Origin of the sequence: Mesorhizobium sp. M2A.F.Ca.ET.046.03.2.1 (assembly GCF_003952425.1) — a bacterium.
Classification (GTDB): domain Bacteria; phylum Pseudomonadota; class Alphaproteobacteria; order Rhizobiales; family Rhizobiaceae; genus Mesorhizobium.
Window position 1 is genome coordinate 6,930,718 of sequence record NZ_CP034449.1, and the last position, 14,687, is coordinate 6,945,404.

The window sequence follows — 14,687 nt, forward strand, 5'->3', positions numbered from 1 at the left end:
TCGGTCCAGCGCGTTAAATTCTTCGGGCGCCGGCCATAATTCCACCGGGTCGCGTCTGTCGAACAAGCTCATCCATTACAACGGCGCGCACCGCATCTTGCGTCTGGCGGGCCGTTTGGCGCGCCAAATCGGCGTTTTGAGCCGCATCCCCGCCCTGGGCGTTCACGGTGACGGTGATCGGCAAGTTCCACGTGTTGCTCACGTTGTCGTTCGCCGGCCGCTGAACTCTGCCAACGTTGCCGCCGTCGAGTGAGCCGCCGGACGCCAACGCGGGTAAGGTATCGCTGTTGATTGCCTCAACGAGAGCCCGGTGCTTGGCCGTGGCGCGGGCGTTGACGACAAATTCCCCATCGGACAGCCGGGCCGGGATGCTGTCACTGGTGGACGTGCCTGGGCCACGCACGTGGCCGCCACCGGCGAACGCTTGCACATAGCCACCATCCTTAAAGCCCAGGAACGAGAAAAGGCCGCCCAGGATGCCGCCTCCCCCGGTTGCCGGGAACAGGCTGTTGAGCGCCATGTCGATGAGCTTGTCCACTACCTTGTCGAGGGCGTTCGCCAATGCTTCGGCCGCCGTCTTGCCGTGGCGCAGATCGTTGATGAAGCCGCCAACGGTGTCCCGCTCCAAAGATGCCCAATCGGCGGCGTTCTCGCGAGCCTTGTCCTGCTCGTCGGCGAGCTTGCGCGCCTCGACGCTGGCGTCAGCGTAAGAGCCGGCAAGCGCGTCGATCTTAGCCGCCACTTCAGGCGTGATCGTCACGCCGGCTTGCTGGGCGGCATTCAAAAGCTCTTGCTTGATGCGAGCTTCCTCGACGGCCCTGCCATAGTCATCCACCAGCGGATTGACGCCGGCCTGGGCGGCTGTCTCAGCCTGTAGGGCAGCGATACGCCGTTGCGTCTGGGTGATCTCGCGTTCGAAGTCGTTCGGGCCTTTTGCCTTGGCGCTGCCCTTGCTGTTGCCGCTTCCACCAGTCACCGGATAGTCGGCAAGCGAAATCGGCTTGACGCTATCGGGCGTCGACACAGGTTCCAGAGGGTTGAACGGCACCATGCCGTTGATGGCGTCGGACACGCCCTTATCGCTCTGGTCGGCGAGCGGTGCGACGACAACGGCAGCACCGGACTTAATGGCCGCAATCTTCGCGAGCACCTGGTCAAGCTGGGCCTGCACCGTGGTAGTGTCGATGCCCATTTCCGTGTTGAACTTGATGGCATCCTGAAGGGCTGTGACGGTCCTTTCGAGGTCGGCGAGCTTCGCCTTAACTGGGTCCGTCTCGACGCCGTTCAAGGCGTTGTTGATGGCCGGCGCCACTTGGTCGAGGCCGGTGAGCGCGCCAATGTTCCTCCCGAGATTCTGGGCCGCTTCGTTGACGCTATTCAGGAAACGCTCGATTTCCCCGAGAGCGGGTGCAGCCGCCGCCACGTCGTCGCCGAACTGACGGATTGCAACCCCAAGCTCATCAAGGAACTTGCCGAACATCTCGGTAGCATGAGCATTCGTATCGAACTTGCCGGCTACATCGACCAGCACGTTTTGCAGCCGCACGAAACGGCCCGAGATAGTCGTTTCCGCACCAGCAACCTTTTGCTGAAGTGTGGCGGCACCAGCGGCGAAGCCGTCGAAGAACGCCTTGCTGGAGAGCTTTCCGTCGACGACAAGCTGTTTCAGGGCAGCAACGGAACCGCCGGCCTCTTTGATGCCCGCCGCTGCCGCTTGGGCGATCGTCGGCGCACCTTCAAGCACGGAGTTGAATTCCTCCGCGTGAACCGTGCCGCTGCCAAGCGCTTGACCTAGCTGAAGCAGCGCGCCGGATGCCTGGCCGGCATCTGTGCCGGCGACGCGGAGGGCGAGCGCCACGTTGTCGGTGAACTGGAGCAGTTGGCCGGATGAAACTCCAAGCTCACGCTGTTGCTGGGCGGCCCTGCCATAGAGCTGCACCAGCGCCTCAAGCGGCACGGCGTTCTTCTGGGCGGACGCGAACAGCGCATCGTAGACCTTGGTCAGGTCTTCGCCGGACAGCCCGGCGACCTTCAGCGCGTTCTGAATCTTCGTGGCGGTGTCGATGAGCCTTTGCGCGCCCTGAAGGCTGACGCCCGCCAGGAAACCCGTGCCGATACCCTTCAGGCCGGCATTGATCCGGGTCGATACGGCAGCGAATGACGTTTCCATGCGTTCGCCGGCCTTCTTGGCGCGCTGTTCCATCGACCGAAATCGCTGGTCGGTCTGCTGCTGCGCACGTTCGAAGTTGCGCATGTAGCGCTCGAACTTCGCCTCGAACGTGATTAAAAGCTGCTGGCCGTCATCCATCTGAAAATTCCTATGCTGCCTCGGCCATGAGCTGGTCTAGTTCGTCGGGGTCCATGTCGAGGAAGGACTTGCGGTTGTTGTTCGCGACGGCACGCGCCACGGCCATGACGGCAGCAACAGCGCCGTCAATGCGATCGGTCTTCTTGCCCTTGTGCATACGGACAAGGCCGGTGTCGTTGCGGGAAGCGACGACGCTATCAAAGTGATGGCGAAGAACCGGGTGCCCGTTGTGGCGAAGCGCCCGGCCATTCACCACGCGCTCGAGCACGCCAATAGCCGGTCCCATGGTCAGCGGCCCCTGGCGCATTTCGACGGCCGGCAAGCCGTCATCGTAAAGCCGCTGCATGGTCATGCGCGCCAGGTGCGGGTCGAATGCGATTTCCTGCACGTTGTCATTGGCGGCACAAATCTCGCGAATGTGCTTCTCGACTTCCTCCGGTTCGATCACCGGACCATCGATCACGGTAATCAGGCCGTCGTCGCGCCATTGCTCATAGGGCACGCCGTCACGTTCGGCCCTGCCTTTCAGGTCATCCCCAGGCACGAAGAACCACGGGTGGACATAGATCGCGCCATCATCGCCACGCCACGCCGCTACAACGGCGGTGAGGTCGCCGTTGACGGACATGTCCACGCCGATGAAGCACGGCAGCGCCGCGAGGTCGGCGAGGTCGAGCGGGATCTTGCCGGCGTCGTAGGTTGCCATGTCGAAAAGGGGGTCGCGCGAATGCGCCTGCCAGATATTGAGATTGAACTGCTTGAACGCGTAGCGGTCTGCGGGCCGGTGCTCCGCTTCCCTCGCCGCCGTGCGCAGCGCGTCGAGGTTCGGAAAGCTATACTTCAGGCCAGGGTTGACGCGGTGCCATAGGTCTTCGTCCTGCCACTCATTGTCGTTGGCCGCTTCGAAGATGATCGGCAGATATGCGGGGTTCACGATCTCGCCACGCGCCACGCGCCGGGCATAGTCATACTGCTCGAAACCGATGTTCTCGGAACCCCGCCCGGCCGTGGTGGCGATCACCATGAGGGTGCCGCTGGTCTTCACCATGCCCGATTTGAGCGCTTCCCAAAGGTCGCGGCCCTTCCACACATGGATTTCGTCCACCAGCACAAAGGCCGGCGTCTTGCCGTGCTGCGCAGCGCCGTCGCTGGAAATGGCCTGAAGCTCAACGCCGAACTTCGGATAGACGATTTTCTTTGCGCTGTTGTGCGCGTCATAGATGCGGGTCGCGGCGACCAGGCGCTTGTCCATCCGCACAATGTTCGCGGCTTCCTTGAACCCAAGGCCGGCCTGCTCACGGTCGGACGCTGCAAAGATCACCTGGCCGGCCGGAACCTTCTCTGGGCCAATGGTGTGCAAGAGGGCGAGCGCAGCAGCGAGGGAGGTCTTCCTCCCGCCTCTCGGAATCATCCAGAAGACGGTTTCGACCACGCGCCGGCCGTTCGCGTGGCGCGGGCCGTAAATGCGACGGATGATACGTTCCTGCCAGTCATAAAGCTGGAAACCAGAGTTCGCCGCGGTGCTATTTGGATGCTTCAAGCGGCGAATGAATTCAACCGCACGCTCGCCATAGCCGAACGGGTCTTCAATCGTGGAACCGTCGAAAATCCATGCGGGATAGGTGCTCGCCATCACGTCACCGCGAGCGGGTTGTCGTCGTCATCGTCGTCGGCGCCAGCCGCGCCGACGCGAGAGCGCGAGACGGGCGACAGGCCATATTCGGCGGCAAGCTGCCGGGCCGTCTGCATGGCGCGGTTCTGCATTCCGAAAAGGGTCTTGTCCAAGCCGCCAGCGGCAAACAGTCGCTCGATCTCGCGAACCCGCCCGGTCGCCACGCAATAGTTCTCGACGCCGGTCAGGTCGGCCTTGGTGATGATCCGATCCGCGATCAAGCGCGGCATGATACGCTTCCATTCCGCGCGAGCGTCGGCCGTCATCCACTTCGGCGCGGTCGGTGCCTTGGTGAGCGGTTCACGATCAGGGGAAAGGACAGGCTTCACGCCGCGAAGATGCGTCATGCCGTATCCACCGCCCGGAGCTCAAGGCCGCGACGGCGGCCGATTTCGGTGACTTCCTTCAGGTCATAGACCTGCCCGGCGTAGCTCACGCGGTCGGCCGTGGTGATGCCGGCGAGGTAGCGGACGCGGAAGACGATGGTGCCGCTTTCGGCCTCGCCGAAGCCGGTGAGGAATTCGGAAGCGGATTGCGTCACGATCTCCGCGCGCACCGTGGCAACGTTCAGCCAGGCGGCGACAACCGCGCCAGTCGGCGACACGGTTTCGGTCTTCCGCTCAATGGAAACGGTTCGGTCAAGCTTGCCGGCGCGCATCACACAATCCACCGGATGAGCGCTTCAACCGACATGACGGCGTGCCCATAGGCCGGGTCGGGATCACGCGGGTAGACAGCGCGCGTCACCTCGAAGTGGTCGACGTAGCCGCCGTCAATCTGAAGCTTCCACTTGCTGTCCAGCGCCTCACAGACGGCAAAGGCAATTGCCTTGGCGGCATCCTCGCCCGAGTCGAGAGTCCAAATATGGATGTCTAGATTGACCCAGGCGGCGCGCTGGGCGGAGTAGTCGTGGCCGTGCAACGCCGTGGTGCCGTTCGCCATGATGATGCACGGCGTCTTGTCCGGTCGCGTCGAGCCGGAACGGATGTTGTCGGCGGGCACAAGCGCGGTGACGGCCGGGCGATCAAGCAATCGCGAACGGATAGCGGTCTGAAGGGCAAGGGTCGGCTCGATCATCGCCTGTTCCATTCCTTCTTGGCCGCGCGGGTGAAGGCGCTTGCGGTGCCACGCTTGATTTGGTCGCGAAGCAGCCGATAGCCGGTGAAAAAGAATGGCTGGGCTTCCGTCTTGGACGTGCCATGCTCAACAAGGTGCGGATACCGCACGTCCTCATTGCCCGCCGTGACGATCACCTGACCCTCACCGGCGACACGGGAGCCGCCCGGCTGGGAAAAGGGCGGCGTGCTCTGGCCGGGCAGCGTCACGGTGATGCTCTCGGCGAGCGCGCCGGTATCCTTTGGCGCAAGCCTCCGCTGAATATCGGCAACGTCGTTTGCGCCCTTAATAAGCCGCTTCATGGCGGCTTCCTTTGCCGCCAGCTTCACGCGCTCCATAGCCGCAAGCGTTTCCTTTAGGCCGTTAGACGCCATCAGTAGCGGCCTCCCCGAACCAGCTTTCGCGGTAGGCGTCGGCGATGCTGGTCACGCCGTAGGGCGCAAGCTGCATGGTCATGGTGACGCTGAAGGCGACGGCCTCGCGCTGCTCATAGTGGAACGCCACCAGCTTCAGCACCGCGAGCTTCAGGTCGTCGGGCAGTGGATCGAGGTCGGCGAGCGGCCTGCCGATGTAGTTGCTAAGCCACTGTTCGGCCGCGCCGATGTAGAGCGTGATAAGCTCATCGTCGGCCGTGCCATCAACATTCATGTGTGCCTTGGCGAGCGCCAGGGTGACGATGCTCATTCGTTTTCGGCCTTCTCAGAAAAAGTTATTTCGGGAATCTCTTGCGGGAAGCTCCCCCCGCCGGTCCCCGACGCTATGGCGAAGTCGGCAACCACCCCCCGGTCATGGCCGGGCGTCTTGCGCCGCCTCGGGCCGCCCATTGCGACAGCCTGGGCAACCGTGCGGCCGTTGCCGTCCTTCAGGCGCTTCAGGAATGCGTCATAGCTAATGCCGAGATGGTCAGCCCATTCGCCATACGTCTTGCTCACGCCATCGACGGTGTGGAGCAGGCTTGCGCGCTTGCCGCTCTTGCTATGTGCAAGCGCATGCTCAAGCGTCATGCCTCGCTTCATTCGCTGGGCGAGCGAGTGGTAGCTGATGTCATACGCATTGCACCATTCAGACAGCGTCTTGCTGATTCCGTTTATGGTATGCAGCTTCGGCTTGCGGCCGGGCCGGTCGTTGAAGACGCTACGCTTCTTCCGCCTGAAGTTCGGATTAGTTGCTTCGGCGATGGAGTAACCAAAGCGGAGACGGTCCCGGATGTTAGATTCTTTGACGCCGCTAAGCTTTGACCACTCTCGAACCGTGAGGGACTTCCCGTCGTGTTCGTAGCGCGTGGCCTGCCGTGGTGCCGCTGCCTCCGGCTTGGCGATCTCGAATTTGTGGCCGATCGCTTCCGCGTTGTCCGATCGGCGAAAGGCGTTGGCCGCACGTTCGGCCACGTTGTCAGGATCAAGCCCGGCAAGGCTGCAAACATCGACAAAATCAGCATTGGCGGGCTGAAACCAGGCGCGTGCCCGTTTGTCCTTTAGGCCATCTTCTGTGGCCTGAAGGATGACGGCAACCCAAAGCTCGCGTTCGGAAGCGTGCTTCATGGGTGCTGCCTCCGCCGTTCTCTGATGTAGTCGCGTGCATTGCAGCGCCGGCAACCGGGCCGCCAGTTCGCGCGCACCATGCGAAGGTCGGGGTGTCGGCGGATGCTGACCACGTGCCGGACAAGGGTAGCCGGTGAGCCGCACTCGCAATGGTCATTGCCAGGCAGAGCGAGGAAGGCGCGGGCCGCTTGCTCCCATGCGCGATCATAGCCGCGCCGGCTTGCATTCTCGCGGCGTGCATCATGGCGAGCGTTGCGCTCACGGTCGCGCACAACCTGGCAAGCACAACGCTCGCCATGGGCGACGATAAGGCCACAAGAGCAAATGCGAGGTGGACGAATTGGCATGTGTCCTACCCAGCCAAGCCACGCAGCTTCGCCAGACCTTCTTTCACCTTCTCAGGCGCGATCTCTTCGAGCGGGTCGCTTTCGGCTTTCTCATCATCCTTGACGCCGTTGACGGCCTTCAGGCGGGCGACGAGACCGCGCTGGGCAATCGAGATTTCGGTAGGGATTGCGGCCCATGTGTCGGCCGGCGACCAGCCAAGCCAGCCGGTGCCGATCTCAAACAGCCGTTCAAGGTGAGGGCCAATCCAGTCGGAAGTATCGGGCGTGCTGTCGACACGTTCGCTGACTTCCAACGCGGCCTTGCGATCGACGCCTAGCAGGGCGAAAGCGAAGTCAGAGAGAGGCTCGACCAGCGCCACCAGATCGCGAACGCTAAGGCCGTTGACCACCTTCGCACCGGTTTCAGGGTCGGTGCCTTCAAGGATGATGTCGGCGATGATGCCAAGGTGGCCCTCGCCGACAGCTTCAGCCAGCTTGCGAAGGTCGTGCTTCGCATGCAGGCGGACAGCGGCCCGCAAAGACGGCCGCAAGCGCACGGCATGAGCGGAGCCGTGCGGAATTGCGATGATGTCGTTTGCGAGCCGCATAGGGGTTACGCCGCCACCTTCAGCTTCAGAAAGCGGTCGGCATTCGTGACGTCGCCGCCGACACGCTTGCGGGCGTGGAAGCGCACGGTGCCCTTCGTTGCCTGCGAATACGGGTCGCGCAGAACGGACAGGCCGATACGGTCGATGATCCGATAGCCGGACAGATCGCCGAACATGATCGGATAGGCGTTCGCCGCCACGTCGGGCATATCGACCATCTCGACAATCGGACGGCCAAGCAGCGTGACGGGTGCGCCGGCCGTGATCGGGTCGAGCATGATGAAGCGGCCGGTGCCGTCCTTCAGGGTGCGCAGCGCGCCCAGGGTCGTGCGGTTCATCAGCCAGACGCCATTCTGGGCGACGACAGACGGCACCTTGTGGAACATGCCGATGATGGTTGCGGCCGGGTCGGTGCCGAGCGTCGCAGCGTTGCCGGTCTTCACTTCGGCGATGCCAGCGGCGACGAGCAGGCCCTTCGGCTTGCCGGTGCCATTGCCGGACACGAAAGCGGTGGCCTCGGTCTTGCCGAACGCCTCGCCCAGGTCGGCGGCAAGCTCGCCTTCCAGATTGTAGGCGTTGTCTTCCAGAAGCTGGTTCGACACGTCCACATAGGTGGCGAGTTCATAGGGCGTGAACGTCGCCTGTTCGAACGTCATGTCCGACTGCGAGCGGTCGTCCGTTTCGCCGACCCAGGTCGCGGCGGTGCCGGTGAGCTTCCGGGGAAGCTTGATCTCCGGCGCTGCAATGGTCGTCACCTTCGCGTAGGCGCGAACCGGCGAGAATTCGACGATGCCCTTCAGGATTTCCGCGCCGAAGGCTTCCGGCGCCAGGTAGCCCGCGCTTGCGTCGGTGGCGACGGTGAGCGTTGCCGCTGCCTTCTGGTCCATGCGCTCGATGCCCTTGCGGGCGAACTCAATGAACGCTTTGCGCTCAGCGGCTGCAGCATCGTTGTCGTTGTCGGCGGCGGGGACATTGGAGTTGGCAGCGACCGGACGGTTCATCTTCGCTTCAAGCTTGTCGAAACGTTCGGTGAGCTTGACACTGTCGCCCGTCTTGGTCTCGACGGCCTTCAGGCGGGTTTCGACTGCCTCACGGAAGTCGTTGAGCGCCTTCGTGACAACGGCCTGGCCGTCGTCATCGTCGCCTTTGATTTCGAGCGCGTCGAGCGCTCGCATGCTAGTGCGGTTCATCATTATACCTCTTGGAAGAAATGCGCCGTGGCGCGGTTGATGGCGTCGGCAATCGCGAGCGCCTGGACTGCCGACTTCGCACTGGTGACGCGCGCGCCGGGATGCATGGGGAGAGTCACAAGGCTCGCCTCAAGCAATTGGAGTTGAGAGATCGTGCGGCCACCGCCCTTGCGAGCCATGGCCTTGCGGGTAATAAAGCCGATCGAAATCCCGCGCACCGCGCCGGACTGCACAAGCGCGCGAACCTCGCGGGCGCGCTCGACGTGCTCGACAAGCAGCTTGCCCTTCAGGCGAAGGCCGTCCGGTGCCTCAACGGCTTCGGTCCAGACGCCAATAGGGTCGTTCTGGTCGTGGCCGAAAAGCATCGTGAGGGGCAGATTGACGTTGGCGAAAGCGCCTTTCTCAATCACGTCGCCGACGCGATCGGGTGAGCCGAACGGCCACGCAAGCCCTTCAATCTCGCCGGCATTGCCGGCGACGAATTTGGTTTCGAGGAAGAGCTTATCCATTGGCGGTGTTGTCCTGGGCTTTGTCGCTGGCCTGGGCGGGCGCGCCGGACCAGACGGCTTGCAAAACAGCCGTGGCGATCGGGAAGGATTCAATGAGTGGGCGCTTGGCCGCGTAAGTGTCGGCGAGCGCAGCGGCTTCCTTGGGCGTCGAGCCGCCGCCGATGAGCGATAGCCGGATGATCTCGACAAGCTCAGCATGGCGGAAGTGACCATCAGGGACGCGCATGCAGAGCGCGCCGATGCCGGCACCGGTCTTGCGCTCAAGCTCAAGGATCAACTCGGGCGTGAGTGCGAAAGCATGGTTGCCGTCGCCGAAGAAAGCGGTATGCGTCATGCCGCCACCTGGCCGGCGGGGCGGTTGTCGTTTTGAGCGGCCGGCTTGCCGGACGTGGTGTAGGGATTGGCGAGCTCGTCACCGCCTTTGATGGCCGGCAGGTTCATGGCGGCGCGGACTTCGTTCGGCGTCATGGCGCGCATAGCGACCAGCTTGCCGAAGATTTCCGCCCTACCCGCCGCGTCGGCGCGCTGAAGGTCGTCAATGACGAATTCGAAATAGAGGTCGTCTTGCTCGTCTTCGGTGAGAAGGACGGTCGCATAGGCGTCCTGCCAACGGTCGAGCCAGGGCCGAAGGCAAAGCTGAAGGAAGCTCGCCGCCATCTGTTCGGCGTTACTCCATGTCGCGCGCTCAAGCTGGTAGAGCATGTGAGGTGGCACGCCGAAGATGCGGGCAATCTCGTTGATTTGCTCAAGCCGGTTCTCGATAAACTGCGCATCGGTGCTAGGCATCGTCTGCGCTGCATAGGTCCATCCGGCGTCGAGAATGAGCGGGTCGCCGCTGGAATTGGACTGCCACGTGCGCCACGACTTCAGGATGTTAGAAATGGTCTTCGCACCGGACTCACCGCCGGCCGGCTTTTCGTTGGACACGACGCCGGACGGTCGAGCACCACCCGCGAAGAACTTCGACGCATGGCGTTCAAGCACCATGGCAACGCCGATAGCATCCTTGCCAAGCGTGATCGGCGAGACGCCGCCGAAGGCAGGGACGTAGAGAACATCACGGTAGGACAGGCGCACCTGTCTGCCCTTGGTCGGCTGGACCAGGTAATAGGGTTCGCCGTCATCCGCGAAATGCTGCTGGACGGTGCCGGGTGTGAGGCGGTGAAGTTCGGCCGGGCGGTCACTGCCGACGCGCACAACCTGAGCATAGCCCGCACCGTGCATGAGCGCGTCCATTGTAAGGACGCTGCGAAGATGCCCGGCGCTAGTCCAAGGGTTCGCACGGCTATGCACAAGTCGATTGCCGGCGTGATCCTTGGCGGCTTCCTTGCTATCCCCTTCCTCACGGTAGAGTTTGCAAGGCAGCGAGCCGATTGTTTCGGAAATCAGTCGGAGGGCGTGAAGGACGGCCGGCACATGCAATGCGGTGCTCGCGGTGACGGTCACGCCAGACGCTGACGGCACGATGCCGAAGACAGATTCCATGCCGTAGGAATCAGAAAGCGGGACCGACTTCTTTTCGATCCCGCTTCCAAAAATAGTCTTCAGAAACTCGACTGGACGAGAACGCACAACAACTCCGAAACCTTATTCGGAATTATTGTCCCACGCTCATCGATAGGAACAAAGTCCTTTATTTAACTTCGATAGGAATATTTTCATTGATTTTTTGGCCTCTTATGGTCTAAGGGGTTGCACTCGGGCGGACACCTTTGCCGCGAAATCGGGCGGCGGGTTCCCATTACCGAGCCATGAATCCCATTGGCCCGTAGTCGGATTGAAAATACTGACCTTGCTGTTCGGGTTGTCATTTCCGATCGCGTTGAGAACAGCGATATATTCTTCCAAGCTCACATACCAAAGGCCCTTGTCCCGGGACCTATCGGAATTGAAGATGAACCCCGTCACACGGCTCGGATGTTCACGCCGCGATCGTTTCCGGGCATATTCGACCGTCTCGCCAAAAACGAAGCTGTGAATGATTGTGTTCGCCATGTCCTTGATCGAAATTCTTACATCGACAGCAGCGCTGAAATCGTAGTGATCTTCGATGTCGTATTTGGTGTGCTGGTTTATTCCCTTTTTCTTGCAGGGGTAAAAATCCGCAGGCACGCTGGACGACGCCAAGCTCGATGAAATCTTTTCCGATTCAATCAGCCGACGAATCTTGAACGCACCGACGAAAACGGTCTCTTCGATTGCAAATGACCGCTTTGCACTGCGCCGCTTACCGGCCCAATCTCTTAGAGCTGTTGCGTCGCGCAACAGCCCGTCTTTCCACGGAAAGCTATCCAGTATCATGTCGCGAATCTCTATTATTGCGCGAGCATTATAGACTAAAAAGGTGTTCTAGCCGCAAGTTGGGATAGCCGATCGAATTCACCAGATCGACGCGCTGTTGCAGCATGCCTTGAGGCATGACGCCGTAACGGCCAGTCATGGTGCCGGCGACGTGGCCCAGGATGAAACCGAACTGCTCATCTAGATATCCGGCCCGGCGCAAGGCGTCGGCAACGCCATGCCTGAAGCTATAGAGCGACAGGCCGCGCCCGGCCTTCATGCCGAGCCGGGTGAGGTAGCGGCCGAACTCACGTGAGAATTCGGCGATCATCTGCCCACGTGAATTCCGCCTAGCTTCAGGGAACAGCCGCGCCTGCCCTGCCACCTCCATACCGTCGCGATACTTGATGAAGCCGAGCCGGATAAGCTCGTCATGAACCGGCACCACGCGCATGCTGCCTTCGGTCTTCACGCTCTTCTCGCCATCGCCTTCCGTAGTGATATGCATGATCCAGTGGCCGTGTTCCTTCCGAACATCGGTGACCGCAAGTTGGGCAATCTCTGCCGGGCGGGCGCCAGAAAACAGCATCACCAGCGGCAACCAATAGCGATGGTCGCGGATCATGACGTTGCCGGGCTTGGCGACGTTGCGCCACTCATCGGCGCTCTGGCACCCGGTAAATAGGGGCGACTTGAACAGCGCGTTCATCTGCTCGACGCCGAAGGGGACAGTCGTCTTGTCCTTCGATTTCTTCAAGAACATGCCGTCGGTCGGGTTGCTGTCGATGTAACCGTGATTGTCCAGCCAGGTGCAGAAGGCGCTCAAGCCGGCGAGATAGCGGTTAACGGTGCTTGTGCTGATTACAGGCTTTCCGACCTTCTCATTACGCCGAACGATGTCGGCAATCTTCATGCCGGCAAACTCTTTGCTTTCGGTCGCCTTCACCGGGAACTTCAGCAACAAGGCCTTCCACTCGCGGACGGCTTTCTTGTCGATGCGTCGAGCCGGAAAGGTGCTGCCGACGTAATCGACAAAGGTGCCAAGGTCGCGCCGGGCCTGGGCGATCGTATCGACAGCAATGCCCTTCGGATTCTCGACCGCATATTGCTCGAATAGCTCCATGATCCCCTCGCCCGGCGCTGCCTGCTCACGTGACGCGCCAGTGGCGGGCTTGACGATTGGGTCTTTCGGGGTGCCGGCGTAGTCGCCGCCATCGCGCTCGATGGTGCGCTGTAGCACCTCAATTTCGCTGCGCATCATCCGCCTTGCAAGGTCGGCACGATCGGACGAGGCAGGATCAATAAGCAGCTTGTGGCGCTCGATATAGTCGTCAACCTCATCGTCAATGAGCGCCGTCTCGCCAACCACCAGATGCTCCCGCAATTCGTCGAGCTTGACCCGGCGGGCCTTTGCTTCGAATTGGCGAAGGTTGGTCGCTGAAGGCCGGTCTTGGTCGTCCGGATGCCGCACGCGCGCTTCATGTTGGCGCGCTTGCTCATCGCGTTGCAACGAGTCGGTGTAATGCTGCCACACGGCGTCGGCCTTGTCGTCGGCGGTGAGTTCGCGCCGGGCGCGCACGTCTTCGAACTCCGTCCGCCAGCCTTCAATCACCGGCCACAGGCGAGCCTTTGCGGTCGCCTCATCCTTCGTCCGAAGTGACTTTTTCCGCGTCGTCGTCCGGTAGACCGGCACTAAATCGACGGGAATATCGATGCGAGCGTAATAGGTCGCGCCACGTCGTTCGAGGTATGTCAGCCTTGCCATTTCCATGCCTTCCGTAGCACGATTCCGGAACATCAAACCGGAACAGTTCTAGACGAGAAAGCGCTTGAATCGCAATAGCTTCTTTGATTTCAGGTGGTTAGAAAAAGTTGGATTACCGTCCAGGTTCCCCAGCCAAAGTTTTCTCCGCGCATTCCCACATTTGAACCGTAAATTCATCGCAACGGGTATCGATGTCGGCTGAGCTCCGGTTGATTTTCCGGTTATATTAGCAATCAACTATATATTAATAGCTACGGCGCAGCCTGCTCGAATCGGGAATGTCCCCGATCGACGATCCGGCACTCAGTGTGCCGAGACGCTCGACCGATGCGGAGCAAACGCATGAGTGTCGAAACAGCATTGGCGCAACTGTTGCGCATGATCCACCGCCGTGCCCTGAATTTGGCGACGATGCCGGACGATGAGAGAGATCCCTACTACGACAGCATCCGACGATCATGTTGCGGAGCCGCCGAGCATATCGGGCAATCTCCCGACAATGCAGCCATCACGGCAAACAGTATGGTTGAATTTACCCGGGCGATGGTCGGTATCATCGAGGCGGGCCGCGGGTAAACCGCAGACGTCGACACGCTCGTGACGAGCTTGGAAGGCGCCGAGAAGCGTGGTTACGGCGTATTGCCCGAAGCTCGCAAGGTGATGATTGCCACCCGGGCACTTCGACGATCAAAGCTTCCTGGCGACGGTTATCTCGGATCGTCCCAGATGTTCGGCGACAGATGCCTGGTTATCGGCATCACAGGGAAACCAACATCCATACGCGCGCCGGGCAGCAGCCCGTTCAGCATCCCCGCCGTCCTGTGGCCGTCCTGGGCGTATTTCAAGGCCATACCCATGCGATTCAACGTCTTCAATATCGACATAGACCTATCCCTGTTTCGCCAAGGCTATGGCGGAGACAATCCTCGTCGCCTTCATGATGGCGGTCTAAATGATCGATCAATGTTTCCGTCGCATTGCACGGAAACGCCCGGCGCGTAACATTTGCATGCAAACGAGTTTATCGTTGCCTGCAGAGTGCCGGCCGGCTTGGGCCGCTGCAGGGATGGACAGTTTCCATTTCGATACGAAATACGCGCTCAAGCGCCATTAAACCGAAACGCAATCGCAGGAAAACCGTCATCGACCGGCTCGTCCGGAGTTTAAACAAAGGAAAATCGAGATGACCAAGATCCTTCGCAATGCAGTTTTCGCAGTTGTTGCTGTTACCGGCCTGGCAACTTCGGCCTATGCCCAGCAGACGACCATCAATTCGTGCAGCAATCATGACGATTACTATGGCATGTGCCTTGGCGCCGCCAACAACGGCGGCCACCACGACAGCCGCGGCGACCGCCGCTAATCGGCAAGT

At 61.1% G+C, this 14,687-nt stretch carries 18 protein-coding genes; 3 read left to right on the plus strand and 15 right to left on the minus strand.

The features are described from left to right. Positions 1-13: 13 nt before the first annotated feature. From EJ072_RS33330 to EJ072_RS33405, 15 genes are all read right to left on the minus strand, one after another. Positions 14-2,308 (minus strand): tape measure protein, encoded by a 2,295-nt coding sequence (locus EJ072_RS33330; protein ID WP_126083041.1) that lies wholly within the window; start codon positions 2,306-2,308, stop codon positions 14-16. A 10-nt stretch (positions 2,309-2,318) separates the two neighbouring features. Then, positions 2,319-3,941, minus strand: coding sequence for a terminase TerL endonuclease subunit (locus tag EJ072_RS33335; RefSeq protein ID WP_189343153.1), 1,623 nt, complete (start codon positions 3,939-3,941; stop codon positions 2,319-2,321). Further along, entirely contained in the window at positions 3,941-4,327 is a 387-nt protein-coding gene (locus EJ072_RS33340) for a phage terminase small subunit P27 family (RefSeq protein WP_126083043.1), read from the minus strand. Before EJ072_RS33340 ends, EJ072_RS33335 begins: the two co-directional genes overlap by 1 nt. Then, complete coding sequence (locus EJ072_RS33345; RefSeq protein ID WP_126083044.1) at positions 4,324-4,638, minus strand: phage head closure protein; 315 nt, start codon at positions 4,636-4,638, stop codon at positions 4,324-4,326. Before EJ072_RS33345 ends, EJ072_RS33340 begins: the two co-directional genes overlap by 4 nt. Next, positions 4,638-5,057, minus strand: a complete 420-nt coding sequence (locus tag EJ072_RS33350; protein ID WP_126083045.1) for a DUF3168 domain-containing protein — start codon at positions 5,055-5,057, stop codon at positions 4,638-4,640. Before EJ072_RS33350 ends, EJ072_RS33345 begins: the two co-directional genes overlap by 1 nt. Continuing rightward, entirely contained in the window at positions 5,054-5,470 is a 417-nt protein-coding gene (locus EJ072_RS33355) for an HK97-gp10 family putative phage morphogenesis protein (RefSeq protein ID WP_126083046.1), read from the minus strand. The genes EJ072_RS33350 and EJ072_RS33355 overlap by 4 nt, the downstream gene beginning before the upstream one ends. Further along, positions 5,460-5,780: a head-tail connector protein gene (locus tag EJ072_RS33360; protein WP_126083047.1), complete on the minus strand. Its 321-nt coding sequence runs from the start codon at positions 5,778-5,780 to the stop codon at positions 5,460-5,462. The genes EJ072_RS33355 and EJ072_RS33360 overlap by 11 nt, the downstream gene beginning before the upstream one ends. Beyond that, positions 5,777-6,637, minus strand: a complete 861-nt coding sequence (locus tag EJ072_RS33365) for a hypothetical protein (protein WP_126083048.1) — start codon at positions 6,635-6,637, stop codon at positions 5,777-5,779. The genes EJ072_RS33360 and EJ072_RS33365 overlap by 4 nt, the downstream gene beginning before the upstream one ends. A gap of 352 nt (positions 6,638-6,989) precedes the next feature. After that, a complete protein-coding gene (locus EJ072_RS33375) occupies positions 6,990-7,571 on the minus strand; it encodes a hypothetical protein (protein ID WP_126083050.1) in 582 nt (193 codons plus the stop codon). A gap of 5 nt (positions 7,572-7,576) precedes the next feature. Continuing rightward, complete coding sequence (locus EJ072_RS33380) at positions 7,577-8,764, minus strand: phage major capsid protein (RefSeq protein ID WP_126083051.1); 1,188 nt, start codon at positions 8,762-8,764, stop codon at positions 7,577-7,579. Beyond that, entirely contained in the window at positions 8,764-9,270 is a 507-nt protein-coding gene (locus EJ072_RS33385) for an HK97 family phage prohead protease (RefSeq protein ID WP_126083052.1), read from the minus strand. The genes EJ072_RS33380 and EJ072_RS33385 overlap by 1 nt, the downstream gene beginning before the upstream one ends. Further along, complete coding sequence (locus EJ072_RS33390) at positions 9,263-9,604, minus strand: gene transfer agent family protein (protein ID WP_126083053.1); 342 nt, start codon at positions 9,602-9,604, stop codon at positions 9,263-9,265. Before EJ072_RS33390 ends, EJ072_RS33385 begins: the two co-directional genes overlap by 8 nt. Then, entirely contained in the window at positions 9,601-10,842 is a 1,242-nt protein-coding gene (locus EJ072_RS33395; protein WP_245467089.1) for a phage portal protein, read from the minus strand. The genes EJ072_RS33390 and EJ072_RS33395 overlap by 4 nt, the downstream gene beginning before the upstream one ends. A 105-nt stretch (positions 10,843-10,947) precedes the next feature. After that, positions 10,948-11,571: a hypothetical protein gene (locus EJ072_RS33400; protein ID WP_126083054.1), complete on the minus strand. Its 624-nt coding sequence runs from the start codon at positions 11,569-11,571 to the stop codon at positions 10,948-10,950. A gap of 28 nt (positions 11,572-11,599) precedes the next feature. Continuing rightward, on the minus strand, positions 11,600-13,315 hold the full coding sequence (locus EJ072_RS33405) for a site-specific integrase (RefSeq protein ID WP_126083055.1): 1,716 nt from the start codon (positions 13,313-13,315) through the stop codon (positions 11,600-11,602). A 342-nt stretch (positions 13,316-13,657) separates the two neighbouring features. On the opposite strand from EJ072_RS33405, the gene EJ072_RS33410 reads away from it, so the two are divergent. The 3 genes from EJ072_RS33410 (at position 13,658) to EJ072_RS33420 (ending at position 14,678) form a co-directional block, all read left to right on the plus strand. After that, positions 13,658-13,891: a hypothetical protein gene (locus tag EJ072_RS33410; protein ID WP_126061207.1), complete on the plus strand. Its 234-nt coding sequence runs from the start codon at positions 13,658-13,660 to the stop codon at positions 13,889-13,891. Between the two features lie 30 nt (positions 13,892-13,921). Further along, a complete protein-coding gene (locus tag EJ072_RS33415) occupies positions 13,922-14,317 on the plus strand; it encodes a hypothetical protein (RefSeq protein WP_126083056.1) in 396 nt (131 codons plus the stop codon). A gap of 181 nt (positions 14,318-14,498) precedes the next feature. Then, on the plus strand, positions 14,499-14,678 hold the full coding sequence (locus EJ072_RS33420; protein WP_126083057.1) for a hypothetical protein: 180 nt from the start codon (positions 14,499-14,501) through the stop codon (positions 14,676-14,678). Positions 14,679-14,687 lie beyond the last annotated feature (9 nt).

Bases quoted from the DNA above. Each gene is read 5' to 3' on its own strand.
- EJ072_RS33405 (WP_126083055.1), bottom strand. From the start codon at position 13,315: ATGGCAAGGCTGACATACCTCGAACGACGTGGCGCGACCTATTACGCT.
- EJ072_RS33350 (WP_126083045.1), bottom strand. From the start codon at position 5,057: ATGATCGAGCCGACCCTTGCCCTTCAGACCGCTATCCGTTCGCGATTG.
- EJ072_RS33335 (WP_189343153.1), bottom strand. From the start codon at position 3,941: ATGGCGAGCACCTATCCCGCATGGATTTTCGACGGTTCCACGATTGAA.
- EJ072_RS33400 (WP_126083054.1), bottom strand. From the start codon at position 11,571: ATGATACTGGATAGCTTTCCGTGGAAAGACGGGCTGTTGCGCGACGCA.
- EJ072_RS33340 (WP_126083043.1), bottom strand. From the start codon at position 4,327: ATGACGCATCTTCGCGGCGTGAAGCCTGTCCTTTCCCCTGATCGTGAA.
- EJ072_RS33375 (WP_126083050.1), bottom strand. From the start codon at position 7,571: ATGCGGCTCGCAAACGACATCATCGCAATTCCGCACGGCTCCGCTCAT.
- EJ072_RS33365 (WP_126083048.1), bottom strand. From the start codon at position 6,637: ATGAAGCACGCTTCCGAACGCGAGCTTTGGGTTGCCGTCATCCTTCAG.
- EJ072_RS33355 (WP_126083046.1), bottom strand. From the start codon at position 5,470: ATGGCGTCTAACGGCCTAAAGGAAACGCTTGCGGCTATGGAGCGCGTG.
- EJ072_RS33385 (WP_126083052.1), bottom strand. From the start codon at position 9,270: ATGGATAAGCTCTTCCTCGAAACCAAATTCGTCGCCGGCAATGCCGGC.
- EJ072_RS33330 (WP_126083041.1), bottom strand. From the start codon at position 2,308: ATGGATGACGGCCAGCAGCTTTTAATCACGTTCGAGGCGAAGTTCGAG.
- EJ072_RS33390 (WP_126083053.1), bottom strand. From the start codon at position 9,604: ATGACGCATACCGCTTTCTTCGGCGACGGCAACCATGCTTTCGCACTC.
- EJ072_RS33410 (WP_126061207.1), top strand. From the start codon at position 13,658: ATGAGTGTCGAAACAGCATTGGCGCAACTGTTGCGCATGATCCACCGC.
- EJ072_RS33345 (WP_126083044.1), bottom strand. From the start codon at position 4,638: ATGCGCGCCGGCAAGCTTGACCGAACCGTTTCCATTGAGCGGAAGACC.
- EJ072_RS33380 (WP_126083051.1), bottom strand. From the start codon at position 8,764: ATGATGAACCGCACTAGCATGCGAGCGCTCGACGCGCTCGAAATCAAA.
- EJ072_RS33420 (WP_126083057.1), top strand. From the start codon at position 14,499: ATGACCAAGATCCTTCGCAATGCAGTTTTCGCAGTTGTTGCTGTTACC.
- EJ072_RS33360 (WP_126083047.1), bottom strand. From the start codon at position 5,780: ATGAGCATCGTCACCCTGGCGCTCGCCAAGGCACACATGAATGTTGAT.